Source organism: Pseudomonas sp. COR18 (assembly GCF_048568395.1).
Classification (GTDB): Bacteria; Pseudomonadota; Gammaproteobacteria; order Pseudomonadales; family Pseudomonadaceae; genus Aquipseudomonas; species Aquipseudomonas fuscovaginae_B.
The window spans coordinates 1,980,501-2,003,260 of record NZ_CP183808.1; the positions used below are offsets into that span (position 1 = coordinate 1,980,501).

At 64.4% G+C, this 22,760-nt stretch carries 19 protein-coding genes, 1 pseudogene and 1 riboswitch; of the genes and pseudogenes, 6 read left to right on the top strand and 14 right to left on the bottom strand.

The annotated features are described in order from the left end of the window. Nucleotides 1-40: 40 nt before the first annotated feature. A complete protein-coding gene (gene serB, locus ACM62G_RS09195) occupies nucleotides 41-1,252 on the bottom strand; it encodes a phosphoserine phosphatase SerB (protein ID WP_419737036.1) in 1,212 nt (403 codons plus the stop codon). 132 nt (nucleotides 1,253-1,384) lie between these two features. Between serB and ACM62G_RS09200 the strand changes: the two genes are divergently transcribed. Further along, entirely contained in the window at nucleotides 1,385-2,911 is a 1,527-nt protein-coding gene (locus ACM62G_RS09200) for an AhpA/YtjB family protein (RefSeq protein WP_054062131.1), read from the top strand. A 57-nt stretch (nucleotides 2,912-2,968) separates the two neighbouring features. On the opposite strand, the gene ACM62G_RS09205 is transcribed toward ACM62G_RS09200, so the two are convergent. The 9 genes and pseudogenes from ACM62G_RS09205 to ACM62G_RS09245 form a co-directional block, all read right to left on the bottom strand. Next, the gene (locus tag ACM62G_RS09205) at nucleotides 2,969-3,682 is read right to left on the bottom strand and encodes a PqiC family protein (protein ID WP_193394189.1); all 714 of its coding nucleotides are present in this window, start codon (nucleotides 3,680-3,682) and stop codon (nucleotides 2,969-2,971) included. A 176-nt stretch (nucleotides 3,683-3,858) separates the two neighbouring features. Next, the gene (parC, locus tag ACM62G_RS09210) at nucleotides 3,859-6,117 is read right to left on the bottom strand and encodes a DNA topoisomerase IV subunit A (protein WP_054059404.1); all 2,259 of its coding nucleotides are present in this window, start codon (nucleotides 6,115-6,117) and stop codon (nucleotides 3,859-3,861) included. A gap of 10 nt (nucleotides 6,118-6,127) precedes the next feature. Next, nucleotides 6,128-6,199: pseudogene (locus tag ACM62G_RS09215) on the bottom strand (TIGR02281 family clan AA aspartic protease); the annotation flags it as partial. Then, nucleotides 6,196-7,179, bottom strand: a complete 984-nt coding sequence (locus ACM62G_RS09220; protein WP_419737037.1) for an esterase-like activity of phytase family protein — start codon at nucleotides 7,177-7,179, stop codon at nucleotides 6,196-6,198. The gene ACM62G_RS09220 and the pseudogene ACM62G_RS09215, both read right to left, overlap by 4 nt. After that, a complete protein-coding gene (gene parE, locus ACM62G_RS09225) occupies nucleotides 7,179-9,083 on the bottom strand; it encodes a DNA topoisomerase IV subunit B (RefSeq protein ID WP_273823139.1) in 1,905 nt (634 codons plus the stop codon). The genes ACM62G_RS09220 and parE overlap by 1 nt, the downstream gene beginning before the upstream one ends. Before the next feature lie 39 nt (nucleotides 9,084-9,122). Then, a complete protein-coding gene (locus tag ACM62G_RS09230) occupies nucleotides 9,123-9,731 on the bottom strand; it encodes a YqiA/YcfP family alpha/beta fold hydrolase (RefSeq protein ID WP_054059402.1) in 609 nt (202 codons plus the stop codon). 93 nt (nucleotides 9,732-9,824) lie between these two features. Next, nucleotides 9,825-10,643 carry a 3',5'-cyclic-AMP phosphodiesterase gene (gene cpdA / locus ACM62G_RS09235; protein ID WP_419737038.1) on the bottom strand — a complete coding sequence of 273 codons (819 nt, stop codon included), beginning with the start codon at nucleotides 10,641-10,643 and terminating at the stop codon, nucleotides 9,825-9,827. A 143-nt stretch (nucleotides 10,644-10,786) separates the two neighbouring features. After that, a complete protein-coding gene (locus ACM62G_RS09240) occupies nucleotides 10,787-11,239 on the bottom strand; it encodes a DUF1249 domain-containing protein (RefSeq protein WP_273823143.1) in 453 nt (150 codons plus the stop codon). Then, a complete protein-coding gene (locus tag ACM62G_RS09245) occupies nucleotides 11,230-11,847 on the bottom strand; it encodes an NUDIX domain-containing protein (RefSeq protein WP_054059399.1) in 618 nt (205 codons plus the stop codon). The genes ACM62G_RS09240 and ACM62G_RS09245 overlap by 10 nt, the downstream gene beginning before the upstream one ends. Nucleotides 11,848-12,056: 209 nt before the next feature. On the opposite strand from ACM62G_RS09245, the gene ACM62G_RS09250 reads away from it, so the two are divergent. Continuing rightward, nucleotides 12,057-12,788 carry an RsiV family protein gene (locus tag ACM62G_RS09250; RefSeq protein WP_416771500.1) on the top strand — a complete coding sequence of 244 codons (732 nt, stop codon included), beginning with the start codon at nucleotides 12,057-12,059 and terminating at the stop codon, nucleotides 12,786-12,788. Here the strand turns inward: ACM62G_RS09250 and cytX are convergent. Then, a complete protein-coding gene (cytX, locus tag ACM62G_RS09255) occupies nucleotides 12,757-14,049 on the bottom strand; it encodes a putative hydroxymethylpyrimidine transporter CytX (protein WP_419737039.1) in 1,293 nt (430 codons plus the stop codon). The genes ACM62G_RS09250 and cytX overlap by 32 nt on opposite strands. Nucleotides 14,050-14,230: 181 nt before the next feature. After that, entirely contained in the window at nucleotides 14,231-16,120 is a 1,890-nt protein-coding gene (gene thiC / locus ACM62G_RS09260; RefSeq protein WP_054062126.1) for a phosphomethylpyrimidine synthase ThiC, read from the bottom strand. Nucleotides 16,121-16,267: 147 nt separating this feature from the next. After that, a riboswitch (TPP riboswitch) is annotated at nucleotides 16,268-16,373 on the bottom strand. A 187-nt stretch (nucleotides 16,374-16,560) separates the two neighbouring features. Here thiC and ACM62G_RS09265 point away from each other — a divergent pair. Beyond that, nucleotides 16,561-18,000, top strand: coding sequence for a TolC family outer membrane protein (locus ACM62G_RS09265; protein ID WP_054062125.1), 1,440 nt, complete (start codon nucleotides 16,561-16,563; stop codon nucleotides 17,998-18,000). Between the two features lie 44 nt (nucleotides 18,001-18,044). Here ACM62G_RS09265 and waaA read toward each other — a convergent pair whose 3' ends face one another. Together waaA and ACM62G_RS09275 are read right to left on the bottom strand one after the other, a co-directional pair. Then, nucleotides 18,045-19,340 (bottom strand): lipid IV(A) 3-deoxy-D-manno-octulosonic acid transferase, encoded by a 1,296-nt coding sequence (gene waaA / locus ACM62G_RS09270; RefSeq protein WP_419737040.1) that lies wholly within the window; start codon nucleotides 19,338-19,340, stop codon nucleotides 18,045-18,047. Nucleotides 19,341-19,362: 22 nt separating this feature from the next. Further along, nucleotides 19,363-20,247 carry a LysR family transcriptional regulator gene (locus ACM62G_RS09275; RefSeq protein ID WP_273823148.1) on the bottom strand — a complete coding sequence of 295 codons (885 nt, stop codon included), beginning with the start codon at nucleotides 20,245-20,247 and terminating at the stop codon, nucleotides 19,363-19,365. Between the two features lie 110 nt (nucleotides 20,248-20,357). Here ACM62G_RS09275 and ACM62G_RS09280 point away from each other — a divergent pair, with 110 nt between their 5' ends. The 3 genes from ACM62G_RS09280 to ACM62G_RS09290 all read left to right on the top strand — a co-directional run bounded on the left by ACM62G_RS09280 (nucleotide 20,358) and on the right by ACM62G_RS09290 (nucleotide 22,744). Further along, on the top strand, nucleotides 20,358-20,690 hold the full coding sequence (locus ACM62G_RS09280; RefSeq protein ID WP_054059392.1) for a DMT family transporter: 333 nt from the start codon (nucleotides 20,358-20,360) through the stop codon (nucleotides 20,688-20,690). 69 nt (nucleotides 20,691-20,759) lie between these two features. Continuing rightward, on the top strand, nucleotides 20,760-21,935 hold the full coding sequence (locus ACM62G_RS09285) for an NAD(P)/FAD-dependent oxidoreductase (RefSeq protein ID WP_273823149.1): 1,176 nt from the start codon (nucleotides 20,760-20,762) through the stop codon (nucleotides 21,933-21,935). Further along, the gene (locus ACM62G_RS09290) at nucleotides 21,932-22,744 is read left to right on the top strand and encodes an aldo/keto reductase (protein ID WP_419737041.1); all 813 of its coding nucleotides are present in this window, start codon (nucleotides 21,932-21,934) and stop codon (nucleotides 22,742-22,744) included. Before ACM62G_RS09285 ends, ACM62G_RS09290 begins: the two co-directional genes overlap by 4 nt. Nucleotides 22,745-22,760 lie beyond the last annotated feature (16 nt).

The window sequence follows — 22,760 nt, forward strand, 5'->3', positions numbered from 1 at the left end:
GTGCCTGGGCACATGAACCCGCCCGGGCAAGGACAGGCCATCAGTTGCGGCCGTGACGGTCCTGCATGCCCAGCAGATACAGCACCCCATCCAGGCCAAGGGTCGAAATGGCCTGCCTGGCCGATTGCTTGACCAGCGGCTTGGCCCGGAACGCCACACCCAGGCCGGCGATCGCCAGCATCGGCAGGTCGTTGGCACCATCCCCCACCGCAATGGTCTGCTCCAGGCTCAGGCCTTCCTTGCCGGCCAGTTCACGCAGCAGGTCGGCCTTGCGCTGGGCATCGACGATCGGCTCGATCGCGACACCGGTGCACTGGCCGTCGACCACTTCCAGCTCGTTGGCGAAGACGTAGTCGATCCCCAGCCTGGCCTGCAACTGCCGGGCGAAGTAGGTGAAACCGCCGGACAGGATCGCGGTCTTGTAGCCCAGGCGCTTGAGTTCGGCAAACAGGACTTCGGCGCCTTCGGTCAGACGCAGCGAGGCGCCGATCGAGTCCAGCACGCTGACATCCAACCCCTTGAGCAGCGCCAGGCGCTCCTTGAAACTGGCGCGAAAATCCAGCTCGCCGGCCATCGCCCGCTCGGTGATCGCCGACACCTGCTCGCCCACGCCGGCGGCCTTGGCCAGTTCGTCGATGACTTCGGCCTCGATCAGCGTTGAGTCCATGTCGAATACCGCCAGGCGCCGGTTGCGACGGAACAGCGAATCCTCCTGGAAGGCCACGTCGATGTTCAGCTCCTGGGCCAGGCCCAGGAATTCGGCGCGCAAGGCCTGCGGGTCGGCCGCCGCACCCTGTACCGAGAACTCGATACAGGCCTTGCTCAATGCACTCGGAACGTCCAGCGGCAGACGCGCCGACAGGCGGTCGATACGTTCGATGTTCAGGCCGTGGCGCGCAGTGATCGCACTGACCCGCTGCACCTGCTCGGCAGTGACCTTGCGGCTCAGCAGGGTGACGATATGCCGATCCTGGCCCTCGCTGGCGACCCAGCGCCGGTAGTCGTCTTCCGAGACCGCCGTGAAGCGCACCTGCTGTTCCAGGCCATCGGCCGTGGACCGCACCTGCTGCAGCACCGGCGACTGCTCGCCGCCGGGTACCTCGACCAGGATGCCGAACGACAGGGTGTCGTGGATAACCGCCTGACCGATGTCGAGAATGTTCACACCACCTTGCGCCAGCACGCCGGTAATGGCTGCGGTGAGACCCGGACGGTCGCCACCGGTGATGTTAATCAGGACGATTTCGCGCAAAGCGCACCCCCGTTCGTTAAAAAAGTCGCATTCTACCCACTTTCAGTGACCATCGGCACCGCCAGCGCTTTGCCGGTCTAGGGCCTCTCGCTATACTGCGCGTCAACTTCACGGACAAAAGAGCCGCGCTCAGTGAACCGGCCCACGCCAGTCAAAACCGATAACTTCTTCCTGCTGATCTTCCGGGCATTGCGTCACCGCCGGGTACCGATTGCACTGCGTATTGCCAGCCACAACGTGATTCTCGTCGCGCTGGCGCTGGTGATCTACGCCTGCGTGATGGGGCTGCAGTTCAAGGAAGCCATGCACCAGCAGGCCGACGCCCTTGGCCAGAGCCTGACCACCCAGACCGCCACCTCGGCGACCGAGCTGCTGGTGTCCAACGACATCCTCAGCCTCAACGTGCTGCTCAACAACCTGACGAAGAACCCGCTGGTGGCCCATGCGGCGATCTACAGCGTCGACAACCGGATCCTCGCCGAAGCCGGCCAGCGCCCGAAAAGCGGCCTGCTGGGCGAGACCGAAGGCGTCTACCAGACCAAGATCACCTTCCAGGACGTGACTGCCGGCAACCTGCGGATCAGCCTGGACATGGCCCAGTTCCAGCAGCCGATGACCATCAGCCTGCAAAGCATGGGCATCCTCAGCGCCATCCTGCTGGCCCTGGCCCTGGCCCTGAGCCTGCGTCTGGGTCGGCATATCTCGACGCCGCTGCTGCAATTGCGGGTCTGGTTGCGGGACATGGACGAACACACCCCGGCCACCCGGCGTCAGGATGAGATCGGCGACCTCGCCCGCCAGTTGCATTCGCGCTTTGCCCCGGTGAAACCGGAGCCCGAGCCGGAGCCGGAAATCGACTACGACGACTACGAGGAAGAAGCGCCGGCCGGGCAGAGTTTCCAGGTGCGCAACCTGCGTGATCCGAGCTTCGACAGCGGCGCAGCCGCGCCCGCCAGACCGACGGCCCGCCCTGCGCCACGCAACAGCGTGGATGACGAACTGGACGACGAGGAAGACCCGTTCGCCGATCTGCGCGAGGGCCCGCAGGGCACCGCCGCGGCGAAACCGGTGGTTCCCGCACAGCCCCAGCACAGCGCGGTACTTGCCGTGCAACTGGGTGCCCAGGACCAATTGCGCCGCCTGCCAAAGGCTCGCCTGACCGAACTGCTGGAGCGCTATCGCGACTGCCTGGACCAGGCCGCCTCGCTGTACCAGAGCGAACTGCACACCCTCAACGATGGCAGCACGCTGATGCTGTTCCACACCGAGGACAGCGGCGATGACTACCTGACCAACGCCATCTGCTGCGGCGAACTGCTCAGGGCCCTGGGCCACCAGTTGCAGATCGAAGTCGCCGACAGCGGCATCACCCTGCAACTGCAGTTGGGCCTGACCCTTGGCGAAGAACTGTTCGGCGTCAGCCAGATCGACCTGCTGCTGACCGAAACCGCCCAGGACGCCCTGGCGCTGTCGCAACACAGCCGCAACCTGCTGCTGGTGGAGCGGCAGATCAGCGACGATCCGCTGATTCGCCAGCGTGCCCGTATCCGCCCGATCGCCAGCCCCGAAGGCGCCTGCTGCGTCGAGCGACTGATGGAGCCCTATCCATCGATGCTGGAACGCCAGCTGGCCCGGATGCACGAGAGCAGCGGCAAGTAATCGCCACCCACAAAAAAGCCCGCAACGAGTGCGGGCTTTTTGTTATCCGGCGTGGCCTCAGAAGCGGAACACTTCCATATCCGTGCGGATCGGCGTGGCCATCGGGATCTTCGGCTTCTGCGGTTCGGCCTGCTTGGTCGGGGCCGGTGCGGCTGGCGGCTTGCTCCGCACTTCGGCAACCGGCGGCTGGTTGGCCAGTGGCTTGAGGGCCACGCTCAACTGCTCGGCCAGACGCTGCAGCAACTCTCCCTGGGCCTGGACCTGGGCCGCCGAAGAACCGGCATGCTGCTGCTCCAGGTGCACGATACGGTTGTCCCGCACCTGGCCACGCCGATCCAGCAGGCGCCATTGGGCATCGAGGATCGCCGGCTGCTTGGTGCCGGAGTCCAGGCGGGTGATCGACAGCAACACCTGCACATCCGGTGTCGCGCCAGCCGTCGCCGGCGACAGCACGACCCGCTGGCTGTCCAGCCGCCAGGCCAGTTGCCGGACCAGCAACTGGTTGATGTCCGAAGACAGGCTGCCCGCCCAGCGGCCATCGGTTGCCGCCGTCAGGCTGCCGTCGGGCTGACGTTGCAGCAGGGTTTCGCGTTGCAGGTAGTCGGCCAGGGTGACAGGGCCCAGTACCACGAACATGCCCGCGCTTTGTTGAGGTTGGCCCGGCGTGCCACTGTCCAGCTGATATAAGGAAACCGGCTTGTTAACGCTGCAGCCGGCCAAACCGAGCACGCCGGTGAGCAGCAACATTAAAGGAAGGCGCAGAACAGTCATCATCCCATCCAGGTGGCCACCGTGAGGCACGCCACAGTCTGATCCAGAAAATTCGTCCGGGCGCTCCGCCATGCGGCCGCCCAAGAGGCGCATATCATCCGTGAATATGCGCCGTTACTCCAGTGTTGCGGCGTCTATCCTGCGCTAAAAAAACAGGACAGACGCGCTGGACCGGACTAATTGCCAGTCTCTACCAACAACGCATCGACGCGCTGGAAGCCACGCGGCAACTTGTTGCCCCGACGACCGCGCTCGCCCTTGTAATGCTCCAGGTCATCAGCCTTGAGCGACAAGGTGCGTTTGCCGGCCTGCAGCACCAGCGTCGCGCCTTCCGGCAGCACCGCCAGGTCACTGACGTACTCCTCGCGGCTGGCCACCCGCTCACCGGGAACGCCGATGATCTTGTTGCCCTTGCCCTTGCCCAGTTGCGGCAGGTCGCTGATCTTGAAGATCAGCAGGCGGCCTTCGGTGGTCACCGCCGCCAGCCAATTCTGCTCGCGATCGGTCACCGGCCGCGGCGCCATCACCTTCGAACCGTTGGGCAGGCTCAACAGCGTCTTGCCCGCCTTGTTCTTGGCCTGCAGGTCCTCACCCTTGACCACGAAGCCGTAGCCCGCGTCAGACGCAATGACATACAGCGCTTCGTCCTCCGGCAGCAGCACGCACTCGAAGCTCGCGCCCGGCGGTGGCGTCAGACGACCGGTCAGCGGTTCGCCCTGACCACGCGCCGATGGCAGCGTGTGAGCCGCCACCGAGTAGCTGCGGCCGGTGGAGTCGATGAACACCGCAAACTGGTTGGAACGTCCGGCCGCCGCAGTCTTGAAGCCATCGCCAGCCTTATAGGACAAGCCGGTGGCGTCAATATCATGACCTTTTGCACAGCGAACCCAACCTTTTTCCGACAGAACGACCGTTACCGGCTCAGTGGGCATCAGTTCGTTTTCCGACAGCGCCTTGGCTTCGGCACGCGCAACGATCGGCGAACGGCGGTCATCGCCATAGGTCTGCGCATCGGCAAGCAGCTCGCTGCGCACCAGTTTCTTCAGCTTGGCTTCGCTGGCCAGCAGCGCCAGCAGCTTGGCCTGTTCCTTGAGCAGTTCGTCCTGCTCGCCGCGCAACTTCATCTCTTCCAGGCGCGCCAACTGACGCAGACGGGTGTCGAGAATGTAGTCGGCCTGGATATCGTCGAGGGTGAACCGCTCGATCAGCTTGGCGCGGGGATGCTCCTCGGTACGGATGATGTGGATCACTTCATCCAGGTTGAGGTAGGCAATCAACAAGCCGTCCAACAGGTGCAGGCGTTTCTCGACCTTGTCCAGACGGAACTTCAGGCGACGACGAACGGTGTTGATCCGGAACTCCAGCCACTCCACCAGCAGCGAACGCAGGTTCTTCAACTGCGGCTTGCCGTCCAGGCCGATGATATTGACGTTGACCCGGTAGCTGGACTCCAGGTCAGTGGTGGCAAACAGATGCTGCATCAGCTCTTCGGGATCGACCCGATTGGAGCGCGGGATGATCACGATACGGCACGGATGCTCGTGATCGGACTCATCACGCAGGTCGGCGACCATCGGCAGCTTCTTGGCCTGCATCTGCGCGGCGATCTGCTCCAGCACCTTGGCCCCGGAGACCTGGTGCGGCAAGGCATGCACCACGATGTCGCCATCCTCGACGCGGTAGACCGCCCGCATGCGCACCGAGCCACGTCCGGTTTCGTAGATTTTCAGCAGATCGGCCTGGGGCGTGATGATTTCCGCTTCGGTCGGATAGTCAGGCCCGGGGACGAACTTGCACAGATCCTCCACCGTGGCCTTGGGCTCATCGAGCAGGTGCACGCAGGCATTGGCGACTTCCCGCAGGTTGTGCGGCGGTACGTCGGTGGCCATGCCCACGGCGATACCGGTGGTGCCATTGAGCAGGATGTTCGGCAAACGTGCCGGCAATACAGCAGGCTCTTCCAGGGTGCCATCGAAGTTCGGCACCCAGTCCGCGGTGCCCTGGCCCAATTCGCTGAGCAGCACTTCGGAGTAGCGCGACAGCCGCGACTCGGTGTAGCGCATGGCGGCGAAGGACTTCGGATCATCCGGCGCCCCCCAGTTGCCCTGGCCGTCCACCAGCGTGTAACGGTAGCTGAACGGCTGCGCCATCAGCACCATCGCTTCATAGCAGGCCGAGTCGCCGTGGGGGTGGAACTTGCCGAGCACGTCACCGACGGTCCTGGCGGACTTCTTGTGCTTGGCATCGGCGTCCAGCCCCAGCTCACTCATGGCGTAGACGATCCGCCGTTGCACCGGCTTGAGGCCGTCGCCGATATGCGGCAGTGCACGGTCCATGATCACGTACATGGAGTAGTTGAGGTAGGCCTGTTCGGTGAAGTCAGCCAATGACCGGCGTTCCACGCCATCCAGGCTGAGATCAAGGGATTCGCTCATGCGGGCCTCATCAGTTCGTAGTCTGGCGCAGCAGCAAGGTGCCACCACGCTGGGTGAATTCAAGTTGTTTCAAAGCACTCATGGCCGGGCACTCCAGCCGCCTGCCGGCGCGGCAAAGCGCCAGACGATCGGCCGGACCTCGCCATCGGCGCGGGCCCCGTCGTTGTTGTCCAGGCCGATCCAGGCCCCGTCAGCGTCGACCACCAGGGCTTCGGCCAGACCGTAGTTCTGTGGATAACGCCGTGCCTCGGTCAGCGCCTCGGCGGCAAACGACCAGCAACGCTCGACCTCGCCAGTTTGCGCATCACGGCGACAGATCCGATAGGCGTTGCGCTCCAGGGTAAACAGCTTGCCCTCGAACAGCGACAGGTCGGCGAAGTCGCGGGTCACCGCCCTGGCGTTCGGGAACTGCGCTGGCTGCATCTGGTTGCCATCTTCGCTCATCAGCACGCAGGAGCCCTTGCAGTCCCATTGTGTCGATTGCCGCTCGAGCAGCAACAGGCCACGCCGCTCGCGTTCGGCCGCCAGCCACAGGCGATCGCCCTGCGGGCTGACAGCCAGGCCTTCGAACAGGGCATTGAAGTGCAGCAACATCCCATTGTCCCGTGCCTCGCTGACGAGCTTCGGGGCAATCGCCAGCCACTGCGGTGCCCCACTCGGCGGCACCTTCAGCACCGCCGCATGAGCCTCGCTGACGATATAGCGGTTACCCGCGTCGTCGCAGCTCAGCCCTTCGAAATCCAGCTCGCCACCGCGAATGAACGACGCCGCCCAGGTCTTCAGCCGCAGCCCCCAGGGCAGACTGCTGTCGGGTACCGACGGTACCTCCAGGTGCGTGCCCTCGGCCTTCCAGACCCGGCTAGAGGTGTCCAGCCGATACAGCAGGTCGTCGTCGCGATCCGAAATCGTCCACAATTCCCTGCCACACAGCGCCAACCCGGAGAGGTTGCCACCACGCATGCCCTCGACCGGATGCTCGGACAACAGCTTGAGTTCCGGTACCGAGTCGGCGAGCGCCGGCCATGCGACCAGCAGCAACAGCGCCGCGAGGGCTCTGCGCATCAGACCAGCACCTCCGCCAGGTCGCCCTTGGACTCCAGCCAGGTCTTGCGATCGCCGGCGCGTTTTTTCGCCAGCAGCATGTCCATGATTTCCGCGGTCGCGGCGAAATCGTCCAGGGTCAGTTGCACCAGGCGCCGGGTGTTGGGGTCCATGGTGGTTTCGCGCAGTTGCGGCGGGTTCATTTCACCCAGCCCCTTGAATCGGGTGACCTGCGGCTTGCCACGTTTCTTCTCGGCCACCAGGCGGTCGAGAATGCCGTCGCGCTCGGCTTCATCCAGCGCGTAGAAGATCTCCTTGCCGAGGTCGATCCGGTACAGCGGCGGCATCGCCACGTAGACGTGACCGGCATCCACCAGCGGGCGGAAATGCTGGACGAACAGCGCGCACAGCAGCGTGGCGATGTGCAGGCCGTCGGAGTCGGCGTCGGCAAGGATGCAGATCTTGCCGTAGCGCAGTTGGCTCATGTCCTCGGCGCCCGGATCGACGCCGATGGCCACGGCGATGTTGTGCACTTCCTGGCTGGCGAGCACTTCACCGCCGTCGACTTCCCAGGTGTTGAGGATCTTCCCGCGCAGCGGCAGGATCGCCTGGAACTCCTTGTCCCGCGCCTGCTTGGCCGAACCGCCGGCGGAATCACCCTCGACCAGGAACAGTTCGGAACGCAGCGGGTCCTGACCGACGCAATCGGCCAGCTTGCCCGGCAGCGCCGGCCCCTGGGTGATGCGCTTGCGCTCGACCTTCTTGCTCGCCTTCAGGCGGCGCCCGGCGTTGCTGATCGCCAGTTCGGCCAGTTGCATGCCCAGCTCGGGGTTGGCGTTGAGCCACAGGCTGAAGGCATCCTTGACCACTCCGGAAACGAACGCGGCGGCCTCGCGGGACGACAGGCGTTCCTTGGTCTGCCCGGAGAACTGCGGTTCCTGCATCTTCATCGAAAGCACGAAGGCAATCCGCTCCCAGACGTCTTCCGGCGCCAGCTTGACGCCACGCGGCAGCAGGCTGCGGAACTCGCAGAACTCGCGCATGGCATCGAGCAGGCCCTGGCGCAGGCCGTTGACGTGGGTACCGCCCTGGGCGGTCGGAATGAGGTTGACGTAGCTTTCCTGGAGGCTGTCGCCGCCTTCGGGCAACCACAGCAGGGCCCAGTCGACCGCCTCCTTGTTACCGGCCAGGCTGCCGCAGAACGGCTCGTCCGGCAGGCGTTCGAAACCGCTGACCGAATCCACCAGGTAGGAGCGCAGGCCGTCCTCGTAATGCCATTCGACCTTCTCGCCGGTGCCCTTGTCCTCGAAGCTGACCAGCAGCCCCGGGCACAGCACCGCCTTGGCCTTGAGCACATGCTTGAGGCGGCTGACGGAGAACTTCGGCGAGTCGAAGTACTTGGGGTCCGGCGAGAAATACACGCTGGTGCCGGTATTGCGCTTGCCGACGCTGCCGACCACTTCCAGCTCGGTGGCCTTGAAGCCGTCGGCGAAGGTCATCTGGTACTCGTTGCCGTCGCGCTTGACCTTGACCCGGACCTGGGTCGACAGCGCGTTGACCACGGAGATCCCCACGCCGTGCAGGCCGCCGGAGAACTGGTAGTTCTTGTTGGAGAACTTGCCGCCGGCATGCAGCTTGGTGAGGATCAGTTCGACACCGGATACGCCCTCTTCCGGGTGGATGTCCACCGGCATGCCGCGACCGTCGTCGCAGACCTCCAGGGAGTGGTCGGCGTGCAGGATGACCTGCACCGACTTGGCATGCCCGGCCAGGGCCTCGTCGACACTGTTGTCGATGACTTCCTGGGCGAGGTGGTTCGGCCGACTGGTGTCGGTGTACATGCCCGGACGTTTACGCACCGGGTCGAGGCCCGAGAGGACTTCGATGGCGTCTGCGTTATAGGAGCTAGCGCTGGGAGTGGCCATGGGGTCTCTTCATCAGTCGTCTATGAATAGGGGTCATTCTCAAAGTGCAGAGAAATCGATCGCTTGGTACTTATCGGCAGCGATGCCGGCAAAACTGAGCAACGCCGGCAATTGTCGGGCAAAGCCCTGGAAACCGTGGTCGCCGCCGGCCTGGATACGCAAGGCGCACGCCCGGTAATACTGTTGCGCGGCGCGATAATCAAGGGTTTCGTCGGCCGTTTGCAACCATACCTGAAACCGTTGCGGGTCCTGCGGCGCTGGCACTTCCAGGGCGGCCAGGGCCGTCACGTGGTCAAGGGTCAGCTCCCAGGTTTCACCGCTGTAGAGGTTCTGCTGCGGGCCGAGAAAGCCGTCGAACAGCCGGTGCGGGCTGACCGCCGGGTTGACCAGCAGGGCCTTCAGGCCATGGCGCTCGGCCAGGTGAGTCGCATAGTAGCCGCCGAGCGAGCTGCCGACCAGCAGCGGACGTCCGAGTTCGGCGATCGCCGCCTCGAGCTGGGCCATCGCCTGGCGTGGATGATGGTGCAGGGCCGGGACCCGCAATTGTGCGCCAAGCCCCAGAATCGCCATCACGTCTGTCAGTTGGGTGGCCTTCTTCGACTCGGGCGAACTGTTGAAGCCGTGGATATACAGGATCGAACCGGACATGTCATCGCTCGCTGGCGGGCAAAGACGCGCAGTTTAGCCTGAGTCCGGGGCCATGACTCGCCCTGAGATACTTCCTACCTATATTGGGGAAGTTCAGTAACCCGTACCGCCGTGATCGACGGTGAACTCGAAGTCCTGAACACGCGATACCCCGGTCTCCAGTTGGCCATCCGGATGCAGGCGCAGCCAACGGTAGCCGGGAGCCTTGTCGTCGAGCTTGAAATCTTCGCTACCCGGCGCGAACTGGATACAGGTCGAGGGCGAGGCCAGCAGGCGCAGGCCCTGGTGCTCGCGGTCGAACTCCTGGTGGATATGCCCCCAGAGCAGGGCCCGCGCCTGGGGAAAGCGCTCCAGCACGGCGAACAGCGCCTGCGGATTGCGCAAGCCGATCGGCTCCATCCAGGCGCACTGGATCGATACCGGATGGTGGTGGAAACAGATCAGGTGATGACGCTCCGGCGCCTCACCGAGAGCGCGCTCCAGCAACTGCAACTGTTCATCCTGCAGAAACCCCGGCACCGAGCCCGGCACGGCGGAATCCAGCAGTGTCACGCGCCAGTTGCCGATATCCACCACCGGTTCCAGCAGGTCGCTGCCGGCGGCGGCCGCGGTCATTTCGCGCAGTTCGTCGTGGTTGCCGGGAAACCAGCGGGCCGGAGCCGGAATACGTCCGCTCATCCGGCGAAAGCACTGGTAGGACTCCAGCGTGCCGTCCTGGGACAGGTCGCCGCTGGCCAGCAGCAGGTCGATCCGCGACTGTTCGGCCAGGACGCAATCGATCACCCGCTGCAGGCTGTCGCGGGTATTCATGCCCAGCAGTGTACCGTCCGCCTCGGCAAACAGATGGCTGTCGGACAGCTGGACCAACAGCACCGAGTCCATGGTGGTCGATTGAGTGGCTACGCTCGACAAGGCGCTCTCCCCCGCAATTGCTGGCTGGACAGGTTTTAACCGATTCGTTCAAAACCGCATTGCGCGCAATTATGGTCAGGGAACCTGCAAAGAGGAAATGGCTGAAAACGGGCACAGTTCACATTTAGCCGGATACAACCCGATTAACGTACCGCTTCGAATTCATGACCACAGGCCAGGCAGTGGCTCAACCACTCGCCGAGGAAGATGTTGAGCTGGGCCTTCTCATCCGGCTGGTGCATGGCCGCATTCGGATAGGGGTAGATACTGCGAAAGCGTCGTGCATGCTCGGCGCTGATGACCTCGGCCATGCGCGCATCGTGGTAGACCTGTACCTGCAACTGCGGCACCGGCAACCATGGCAGGCTGTGTTCCTGACGCACCAGCAGGGTGGTGGTGTAGGGACAGTCCTGCAGCACCTCCAGGGCCAGTACGCCAAGCATCTGGTCGCCCTGGGTCACGGCAATCCGGCGGGCGCGTTGCTGGGCGCGCATCTCGGGCAGCAGGCGCATGAGGCGGGCATAGTTCGCCTCGCAGGCAGCCTGCAGCCCGATCAGATCGACCCGATAACGCTCGCGCAGCAGACTTACGACCATAAGCCCCTCACTTCGGCACGATTCAACGCCAGCCACTGCAAGGCAATGATCGACGCCGCATTGATGATCCGCCCATCGCGCACGGCCTGCAGGGCATCATCGAAGGCCCAGACCGTCGCCCGGATGTCCTCGCTCTCCTCCACCAGCCCATACAGGCCGCCGGCCCCCTCGGTCTGGCAACGCCCCAGGTACAGATGAACGAACTCATTGCTGCCGCCAGGCGACGGGAAGTAGCGGGTGATCGGCCACAGCGCCTGCAGCGCCAGATCAGCTTCCTCCTGCGCCTCGCGATGGGCAACCTCTTCCGGCTGCTCGTCCTTGTCAATCAGGCCGGCCACCAGCTCGACCATCCATGGGTTGTCGGTCTTGTCCATGGCGCCGACCCGGAACTGCTCCAGCAATACCACTTCATCGCGCCGGGCATCGTAGGGCAGCACACATACCGCATCATGGCGCACGAACACCTCGCGATTGATCTCCTTGCCCATGCCACCGGCGAACAGCTCATGGCGCAGGTGCAGGCGATCAAGCCGGTAGAAGCCCTTGAAGCAGTTCTCCCGGCGAATGATCTCGACTTTCGTCGGACTGGACTTGCTGATGTCGGTCATGCTGATCCTCTTTGCTGTAGCGGCGAGGCTCCCCCTCGACTTCGCGCCATCCTAACGCGCCGACACCTGCTGATGCAGCCACTTTCCCATTGTCGGGATAGACGGCTGCCACCGAAACCTACTCTAATTAGCGTAGTGGCGAACCGAGTCCGCCGCTGACAGTCAAAGCACGCTCTCCCTGACCTATCTTTCGCCGACGAAGGACGTACATGTCGTTTCTAAAAATCGCCTCGCTGACCTGCATCGCCCTGACCCTCGGGGCGTGCCAGAGTCTGTTCCAACCCGCCACGCAGAAGCCGCTGGAGTTCAAGCGCGACGCCTGGGAACAGGTCAAGCCGGGCTGCAACGATCCGGACTGCCCGCTGGTGAACATCGACACGGTGCACTTTCCGAGCGAACCGCAACTGGACAGCCTGATCGAGCGCCGCCTGCTGCAGATGACCCAAGCCACGCCGTTGCCGACGTCGCTCAAGGCCTACCAGGATCAGTTCCTCGCCACCTCCGCCAGCCGCCAGGGCAGCTATCTGCAAGCCAAGGTACTCGAACAGCATGACGGCCTGGTGATCATCGAGCTGATCAGCTACCTGGACAACGGTACCCCCCAGGGCACGCCGAGTCGCAGCTTCATCAACTGGTCACGCGAGGAACACAAGGCCCTGACCCTGCAGGACATACTGCTGCCGGGCCAGGAAGAAGCCTTCTGGAAGTTGGTCAAGGTCGCCCACAACAGTTGGCAGATCAACAATCGCGTAGACCAGGACTTCGTTCGTACCTGGCCCTTCCAGACCACCCCGAACGTCGCCCTGACCAGCGACGGGGTACTGCTCAAGTACAACGTGACGACCATCGCGCCCTACGCCATGGGCCTGATCGACCTGAAGGTCGACTACTCGCGCCTCAACGGCATCCTCAAGCCCGAGCGGTTTCCCGCCCGGCAGTGAAGACCTTGCCCAACAGCAGTTGCAGCAGCCCTGCCAGCAGCAGCGACGGCAGGGTCGCACCGAGTTCCGGATGGAAACTGGCCAGCAGGTGGTAGGTGCCGATACCACCCAACCAGGCCAGCAGCGCCGACCAGCGCAAGGCTGGCGACACCACGACGGAACCACGCCGGCGCAGGATGAAGTGATCGACCAGCACCACGCCGAACAGCGGCGCGAACACCGAGCCGATCAGCAGCAGGAAGTTCTGGTACTGCGCCAGGGGTGCCAGGCAGGCGATCAAGGTGCAGAGCACGCCGATGGCAAGGGCCAGTTGCTCGACCTTCAATGGCAGCAGGGTCCCGCTGGAGACCGCCGCCGAATGGATGTCGGCGAAAGCGTTTTCCGATTCATCGAGCAGGATCAGCAGCAGCGGAATTCCCATCCCGGCACCCGCCAGGGCCAGCAGCAGGGCATTGACCTCGCCGCTCGGAGCAAAGGCCAGGGTGTAGGCCACGCCCAGGCTCATCAGCCACAGGTTGCCGATGAAGAAACCCAGCGCGGTGCCGCCGAACACACCTTGCGCACGCTTGCCGAACCGGGAGTAGTCGGCGATCAGCGGCAGCCAGGACAGCGGCATGGCAATCGCGATGTCGAAACCCACGGCGAACGCCATCGAACCATCGCCGGCCTGGGCCCACAGCGCCAACAGGTCGGCCTTGGCGAACAGGTTCCAGGTCAGCCACAGGCACGCCGCCAGCAACAGCCAGATACCCCACTTGCGCAGGATCTTGCGCACGAACGTCAGCGGACCGCTGACCGCCAGCAAGGTGGCCAGCGCGCCGAACAGCAGGGTCCAGAGCAACGGATTGGCAAGCAGGCTGCCTTCGCCGAAGGCCCGGCCACCGAGCAGGCTGGCGGCATCACGCATGACAATGATCTCGAATGCGCCCCACCCCACCAGTTGCAGCAGGTTGAGGATCGCCGGCAGGCTCGCGCCATAATGGCCGAGGCTGAGTTTCAAAGCAGCCATGGAAGCCAGTCCGGTATCGCTGCCGATCACACCGACGGCCGCCAGCAGCAGTACGCCGACCGCCGTACCAACCAGGATCGCCAGCAACGAGCCGGCCAGCCCCAACCCCGGCGCCAGCAGGGCACCGGTCTGCAGCACCATCAGGCCAATGCCGAGGGAGAACCACAGGGAAAACAGGTCGCGCGCGCCGAACACGCGCTTGTCGAGCGGGACGGCGAGATCGGGGGAATAGGTGCTGGCGGGTGTATTCACGGCTGCTCTCGAAAATAGGTGTATGGATTGCAAGGGCGATGGCGCGCTTGAGGGTCTATTCGCGGGCAAGCCACGCTCCTACAGTGCAGCGTCGTACGTGGGGCCTGCATACGACATGACACTGTAGGAGCGTGGCTTGCCCGCGAAGGCGCCCTCACGGACGCCCCGATAACGGCCCGGATCAGACCTTCCGGTACAGCTGGCTACCCTCGCGCTTGAAGCGCTCGGCCTGCTCGGCCATACCCTGCACCGCATCCGCATCGACCGCCTCGATCCGCTGGTTGGCCGCATAGTCGCGGACCTCCTGGGTGATCTTCATCGAGCAGAACTTCGGCCCGCACATGGAACAGAAATGCGCGACCTTGGCCGAATCCTTGGGCAGCGTCTCGTCGTGGAACGCACGGGCGGTGTCCGGGTCCAGGCCGAGGTTGAACTGATCTTCCCAGCGGAATTCGAAGCGCGCCTTGCTCAGCGCATTGTCGCGGATCTGCGCCCCCGGATGCCCCTTGGCGAGGTCGGCGGCGTGGGCGGCGATCTTGTAGGTGATGATCCCGGTCTTCACGTCATCCTTGTTCGGCAGGCCCAGGTGCTCCTTGGGCGTGACGTAGCAGAGCATGGCGCAGCCGAACCAGCCGATCATCGCCGCACCGATGCCGGAGGTGATGTGGTCGTAGCCCGGCGCGATGTCGGTGGTCAGCGGGCCGAGGGTGTAGAACGGTGCCTCGTCGCAGCACTCCAGTTGCTTGTCCATGTTCTCCTTGATCAACTGCATCGGCACGTGGCCAGGGCCTTCGATCATGCACTGCACATCATGCTTCCAGGCGATCTTGGTCAGCTCGCCGAGGGTTTCCAGCTCGCCGAACTGCGCTTCGTCGTTGGCATCGGCAATCGAGCCCGGACGCAGGCCATCGCCCAGCGAGAAGCTGACGTCGTAGGCCTTCATGATTTCGCAAATTTCCTCGAAATGGGTGTAGAGGAAGTTTTCCTTGTGGTGCGCCAGGCACCACTTGGCCATGATCGAACCGCCACGGGAGACGATCCCGGTGACCCGCTTGGCGGTCAGCGGCACATAGCGCAGCAACACGCCGGCGTGAATGGTGAAATAATCGACGCCCTGCTCGGCCTGTTCGATCAGGGTGTCGCGGAACAGCTCCCAGGTCAGGTCTTCGGCAACGCCGTTGACCTTCTCCAGGGCCTGGTAGATCGGCACGGTGCCGATCGGTACCGGCGAGTTGCGAATGATCCACTCGCGGGTTTCATGGATGTGCTTGCCGGTGGACAGGTCCATGACCGTGTCCGAGCCCCAGCGGATACCCCAGGTCAGCTTGGCCACTTCTTCCTCAATGGAAGAGCCCAGGGCACTGTTGCCGATGTTGCCGTTGATCTTCACCAGGAAGTTGCGGCCGATGATCATCGGCTCCAGCTCCACGTGGTTGATGTTCGCCGGGATGATCGCCCGGCCGCGGGCGATTTCCTCGCGAACGAACTCGGGCGTGATCTCTTTCGGGATGCTCGCGCCAAAGCTGTGGCCGGCGTGCTGCTGGTCGAGCAGGCCGGCGGCGCGGGCTTCCTGCAGCTTGAGGTTCTCGCGGATGGCGACGTATTCCATCTCGGCGGTAATGATGCCCTGTCGGGCGTAGTGCATCTGGGTGACGTTGGCCCCGGCCTTGGCCCGGCGCGGGTTGTTGACGTGGGCGAAGCGCAGCTTGGTCAGTTCCGGATCGGCCAGGCGCTGCTGGCCGAAATTAGAACTCAGCCCCGCCAGGCGCTCGGTGTCGCCACGGCTGTCGATCCACGGCGAGCGGACATCGGCCAGGCCCTTGCGCACATCGATGGTCACGTTCGGGTCGGTGTACGGACCGGAAGTATCGTAGACCAGCACCGGCGCATTGATCTCGCCGCCGAAATCGGTCGGGGTCACATCGAGGCTGATTTCACGCATCGGCACGCGGATATCCGGGCGCGAACCCTGGACGTAGATTTTTTGCGAGCGGGGAAAGGGTTGAACCGACTGCTCGTCGACCTTGGCCGAATCGCTGAGGTTCGCGGCGTCTTTTAATCTTGTACTCATCACGGGCTCTCCAGACTGCATCCAGGTGGATTGTCGGGACGAACCTGAAATGCACGGACGCACCATGACTGGCGCTGTGCCTTGCCCGGACCTGCGCTGTTCGATTGTCGAACAACATCCCGGACGCGGCACAAGAGGACTCGCCGGGAGACGAGCAATCTTGTTCCCTACGCAGGCGCTAACCTGATCAGGTTCAACGGGATCCGGAATTATCCGATCTCAGCCTCACAGCAAGGCACCCCGACAAGAACGCGGCGAGTGTAGACCAAGACCGCGACATAACGCCACCACCCTCGTATCCGTCTGGATAAATGGCCGATATGCAGGATTGTTGCGAGCCCCGACGACAACTACACTCGCCTACGGCTTGACGCTACGCCCGGCGCACATTAGCCTCGGCCCCGAATTACAACCGTAATATTTACTCCAAGGATCGCCTCATGCTGCGCAAACTATCACTGGCCCTGGCCGTGTCTTGTGCGACCAACGGACTGGTCTGGGCAGCTGAAGCGCCCTTGTCGACCAAGACCGACCTGGTCAGCGTCTACCAGGAAGCCCTGGACAACAACGCCGACCTGGCCGCCGCCCGCGCCGATTACGACGCGCGCAAGGAAGTCGTGCCCCAGGCCCGGGCCGGGTTGCTGCCGAACCTGTCGGCCGGCGCCAGCAGCAATAACGTTCACACCTCGATCGACCGGCCCTCGGTCACCACCAACCGCAGCGCCAACGTCTACCAGGCCACCCTGAGCCAGCCGATCTTCCGCGCCGACCGCTGGTTCCAGCTCCAGGCGGCCAAGGACGTCAACGAACAGGCCGCGCTGCAGCTCTCGGCCACTGAACAGAACCTGATCCTGCAGAGCGCCGAACGCTATTTCGCGGTGCTGCGCGCCCAGGACACCCTGGCCTCGACCAAGGCCGAGGAAGCGGCGTTCAAGCGCCAGCTGGACCAGTCCAACGAACGCTTCGACGTCGGCCTGTCGGACAAGACCGACGTCCTGCAGTCCCAGGCCAGCTACGACACCTCGCGAGCCAACCGCATCGTCGCCCAGCGCCAGGTCGAGGATGCGTTCGAAGCCCTGATCACCCTGACCAACCGTCAGTACAACTCGATCCAGGGGATTGTCCATACCCTGCCGGTGCTGGCCCCGACGCCGAACGACGCCAAGGCCTGGGTCGATACCGCGGCCAAACAGAACCTGAACCTGCTGGCGAGCAACTACGCGGTCAGCGCAGCGGAGGAAACCCTCAAGCAGCGCAAGGCCGGCCACGCCCCGACCCTCGATGCCGTCGCCCAGTATCAGGCCGGCGACAACGACGGTTTCGGCCTGACCAACCCCAATACCCTGGGCCAGAACTATGGCGGGCCGGTGAAGCAGACCACCGTCGGCCTGCAACTGAACATCCCGCTGTACAGCGGCGGCCTGACCAGTTCCCAGGTGCGCGAGTCCTATTCGCGCCTGAGCCAGACCGAACAGCAGCGTGAAGCCCTGCGCCGCCAGGTGGTGGAGAACACCCGCAACCTGCATCGTGCGGTCAACACCGACGTGGAGCAGGTACAGGCCCGCAAGCAGTCGATCATCTCCAACCAGAGTGCACTGGAAGCGACCGAGATCGGCTACCAGGTGGGTACGCGCAATATCGTCGACGTGCTCGATGCCCAGCGCCAGCTGTACACCTCGGTGCGCGACTACAACAACACCCGCTACGACTACATTCTCGACAACCTGCGCCTGAAGCAGGCGGCGGGCACCTTGAGCCCGGACGACCTGAGTGCCCTGTCGCGCTACCTGAAGGCCGACTACAACCCGGACAAGGACTTCCTGCCGCCGGACCTGGCGAAAGCCGCATCGGCCAACCTCAAGGCGCCATCGCAGCGCTGACGCAGCCGGATTTATCCGCGAAGCCTTGGGCGGCCTTAAAAGGATTACTCGCGGATGGATCCTGCTCCCGCAAGCAGGCGCGCAAGCCCATCCAGCAGGCGCTGCAACGCGCCCTGGTTGGCCTGCATCACCTTCAGCCCCGCCTCGCCCATCCGGCGGGCGTCCTGTGGCAGCTCGAACAGACTCCGCACGGCCACTGCCAACCCCTCGGCATCATCGACTTCCTGCAGCGCACCCGCCTCGCGCATCAACGCGGCGATCTCGAGGAAGTTGAACAGGTGCGGCCCGCTCAGGACCGGCTTGCACAGGGCCGCCGGCTCCAGCAGGTTGTGGCCGCCATTGGGCACCAGGCTGCCGCCGACGAAGGCACTGTCGGCCAGGGCATAGAGAAACAGCAGTTCGCCCATGGTGTCACCGAGCAGCACCGAATCCTGCGCCCCCACCGGTTCCGCGGTTGAACGCCGGACCGTCGTGAAACCCTGCTGGCGACAGAGTTCAAAGACGCTGTGGAAACGCTCGGGGTGGCGCGGCACCAGAATCAGCAAGGCATCCGGGTAACTGCCCAGCAATTGCCGATGTGCCGCCAGGATCACCTCGTCCTCGCCTTCGTGGGTGCTCGCGGCAATCCACACCGGACGCTGTTGCGCCTGCCACTGCTCGCGCAACTCGGCGGCCCGCACCAGCAGTTGCGGATCGACGCTCAGGTCGAATTTGATCGAACCGGTGACCTCGACGGACTCGGCCCGCGCCCCCAACTGCCGGAAACGCTCGGCCTCGGCTTCGGTCTGCACCGCGATCAGACTCATTTCCTCGAGCATCGGCCGGGTCAACCGGGCAAAGCGGGCATAGCCCCTGGCCGAGCGCGCCGACAGCCGCGCATTGGCCAGGGCCACCGGAATCCCGCGCCGGGCGCATTGGTGGATGTGATTGGGCCACAGCTCGGTTTCCATGATCACCGCCAGCCGGGGGCGTACCATGTCGAGGAAACGCGCCGCCGCCCAGGGCAAGTCGTAGGGCAGGTAGCAATGCTGGATACGCGGCTCATTGGCGAACAGCGCCTGGATTCGCTCCGAGCCGGTAGGCGTCATGCAGGTCACGGTGATCGGCAAATCCGGGTAGCGTGCCAGCAGCGCCCGGATCATCGGTGCGGCGGCAATGCTCTCGCCCACCGAGACCGCATGCACCCAGATCCCGCCCGGGCGCATCGGCGGCAGGCCCCGGGCGAAACGTTCGCAGATCCGTCGGGCATAGGCCGGCGCCTTGCGCGCCCGCAGCCACAGACGCACGGCCACCAGCGGCAGCCCCAGATGAAACAGCAAGGTGTAGAGAGTTCTATTCATGGCCGCGGAGTTTACTGTGTTTTCAGCCGATCGCCTGCAAGTGTTCGGCAAAACGCTCGGCCAACCAGCGTCCTGCCGGCCCCAGGGGCTCGTCGCGACGCCAGACCAGTTCGACGACCAGCGCCGGCGGCGTCCACTCACTGGCCAGCTCGACCATCTGCCCCTGGTACGTCGGATACTGCACCACGTGACGCGGCAGCCAGGCCCAGCCCAGGCCGCGGATCAACCATTCAGCCATCACGTAGAAACTGTCGGCCCGCCAGACCTGTGGGCTGGCCGCCTCGCTGCCGGGGTAGACACTCGACTGCGTCGACATCAGCAACTGCCGGTGCTGGGCCAGTTGCTGACAATTGACCCGTGCCAACCCCGCCATCGGGTGGCCGACGCCGCATACCGTGACCATCTCGATACTGCCCAGCACCCGTCGCTCCAGGGCTTCGGGAATCTGGTCGTGGTAGAACAGCAGGCCCAGGTCGGCACGCCGCTCCACCAGCTTGCGCGCCACATCGCCCTGGGCCGCGCTGGTCAATTGCACCTCGAGATTGGGAAAGCGGTTGGCCAGGGCTTCCAGGCTGTCGACCACCGACTGGTAGGGCATCGCCTCATCCTGTGCCAGACGCAGACAGGCTTCCTGACCCCGCATCAGCGACAGGGCCCGCCCATTGAGACGCTCGCACTGACGCAGCACCTCGCGCGCTTCCTCCAGCAGCGACTCCCCCGCCGCCGTCAGCCGCGGCTGGCGGCCGCTGCTGCGCTCGAACAGCAGCACACCGAGGTCATCCTCAAGCAGGGCAATCGCCGAACTGACAGCCGATTGGGCCTTGCGCTGATGACGGGCCACTGCAGAAAAAGAACGCCGCTCGGCGACCTCGACGAACAGCCGCATCTGCTCCAGATTCCATTGCATGGGTGGACCAACCTATCTTCTATACAGATAGGTAATGACTTTACCCCATCTGGGCGACCGCTAAAATGCCGACCTCATCAGCAGGCCCAAAAGATAGGGGAGATCACTTCATGAATGCCTACTACTACCTCGCCATCGCCATTTGCGCCGAAGTCATCGCCACTGTCTCCATGAAAGCGGTCAAGGGCCTGAGCACACCACTGCCCCTGGCCCTGATCATCGTCGGCTATGCCACCGCCTTCTGGATGCTCACCCTGGTGGTGCGCACGGTGCCGGTAGGTGTGGCCTACGCGGTCTGGGCCGGCATGGGCATCGTGATGGTCAGCGTCGCCGCGCTGTTCCTCTACGGCCAGAAGCTGGATGTGCCGGCCATGCTCGGCATGGCGCTGATCGTGCTCGGCGTGGTGGTGATCCAGCTGTTCTCGAAAACCGCCGGGCATTGATGGCAGGCCGTCGACGCCTCTTGCGAACCTGTATACTGCGGCCTTAGTCAGAACAACCGAGGTCGCTGCATGCCATCCGCTATATCCACCGATGTCCTGATTGTCGGCGCCGGCGTCGCCGGCCTCTGGCTGAATGCGCGCCTGCGCCGCCAGGGCTTTTCGACGGTGCTGGTGGAAAGCGCCAGCCTAGGCGGTGGCCAGAGCGTGAAGTCCCAGGGCATCATCCATGGCGGCGCCAAGTACGCGCTGCATGGCGCACTGACCGGCGCTTCGGAAGCCATCGCCGACATGCCGCGCCGCTGGCGCGAGGCCCTGGCCGGCAGCGGTGAACTCGACCTCACCGGCGTACGCCTGCTGTCGGACGCCCATTACCTCTGGTCCCCCGGCACCCTGGCCGGCAACCTCACCAGCTTCTTCGCCAGCAAGGCCGTGCGCGGCCGGGTCGACCAGGTCAAGGGCGACCAGTTGCCACCGGCCCTGCAGAGCCCGCGCTTCAAGGGCAAGGTCTATCGCCTGGCCGAACTGGTGGTCGACGTCCCCAGCCTCATTGCACGCCTGGCCGAACTGGCGGGCGATGGCCTGCTCGCGGGGCAGAAAATCGAACCGCTGCGCGAAGACGGGCAACTGGTCGGCCTGCGCGTCGATGACCGCGAAATCCGCGCCCAGCGCATCGTACTCAGTGCCGGTGCCGGCAACGCCGAGCTGCTGGGCGCGCTGGGCCTGAGCCAGCCGGCGATGCAGAAACGCCCGCTGCACATGGTGCTGGTCAAGGGCCCGAGCCTCAAGCCGCTGTACGCCCATTGCCTGGGCGGCGGTCCCAAGCCAAGGATCACCGTGACCAGCCACCCGTCGGCCGATGGCCAGTGGGTCTGGTACCTGGGCGGCGATATCGCCGAGGCCGAGGGCGTGGCACGCGACAGCGCCGGACAGATTGCCGCCGCGCGCAAGGAGCTCGACAACCTGCTGCCCTGGATCGACCAGAGCCAGAGCCGCTGGGCCACCCTGCGGGTCGACCGCGCCGAACCCCAGCAATCGGGCCTGACCCGCCCGGACAATGCCTTTCTCGCCGAAGACGGGCGCCTGCTGGTCGGTTGGCCGACGAAGCTGGCGCTGGCGCCGGACTTCGCCGACCGGGTCATCGCCAGCCTGCAGCGCGACGCTATCCAGCCGAGCCATCCGCCGGCACTGCCGGAGCTGCCACGCCCGCCCCTCACGCAAACCGCCTGGGAGCAACTGCTGCCATGAGCCAGCCAACCCTGCACGACCTGCACCGGCCCCTGGGCAGCACCGGCCTGAGCGTCTCGCCACTGGGCCTGGGCACCGTGAAACTGGGCCGCGACCAGGGCGTCAAATACCCTAGCGGCTTCCAGATCCCCGACGACCAGGACGCTCGCCAACTGCTCAAGCTGACCCGCGACCTGGGCATCAACCTGATCGACACCGCCCCGGCCTACGGCCGTAGCGAGGAACGCCTCGGCCCGCTGCTGCGCGGGCAGCGCCATGAATGGGTGATCGTCAGCAAGGTCGGCGAGGAATTCGAGGCTGGCCAGTCGCGCCACGACTTCAGCGCCGGGCATACCCGTCTTTCCGTGGAACGCAGCCTGCAACGCCTGGAAAGCGACTTCATCGACCTGGTGCTGGTCCACTCCGACGGCAACGACCTGGCGATCCTCGAACAGAGCGATGTCTACCAGACCCTGGCCGACCTCAAGCGCGAAGGCAAGATCCGCGCCTTCGGCTTTTCCGGAAAAACCGTCGAGGGTGGCCTGAAGTCTCTTGAGCAGGGCGATTGCGCGATGGTCACCTACAATCTGAACGAACAGGCCGAAAGAGCGGTCATTGACTATGCAGCTGCCCACGGCAAGGCGATTCTGGTAAAAAAGGCCCTGGCCAGCGGTCATGCCTGCCTGAGCCCAGGTGTCGATCCGGTACGCGCCAGCTTCGAGTTGCTGTTCGGGCAGCCCGGCGTTGCCAGTGCTATCGTCGGTACCATCAATCCGCTGCACTTGGCCCATAATGTGGCAACCGTAGCCCGGGTCATTCGCCAGAACTGATGCCGCCCACGCGGCC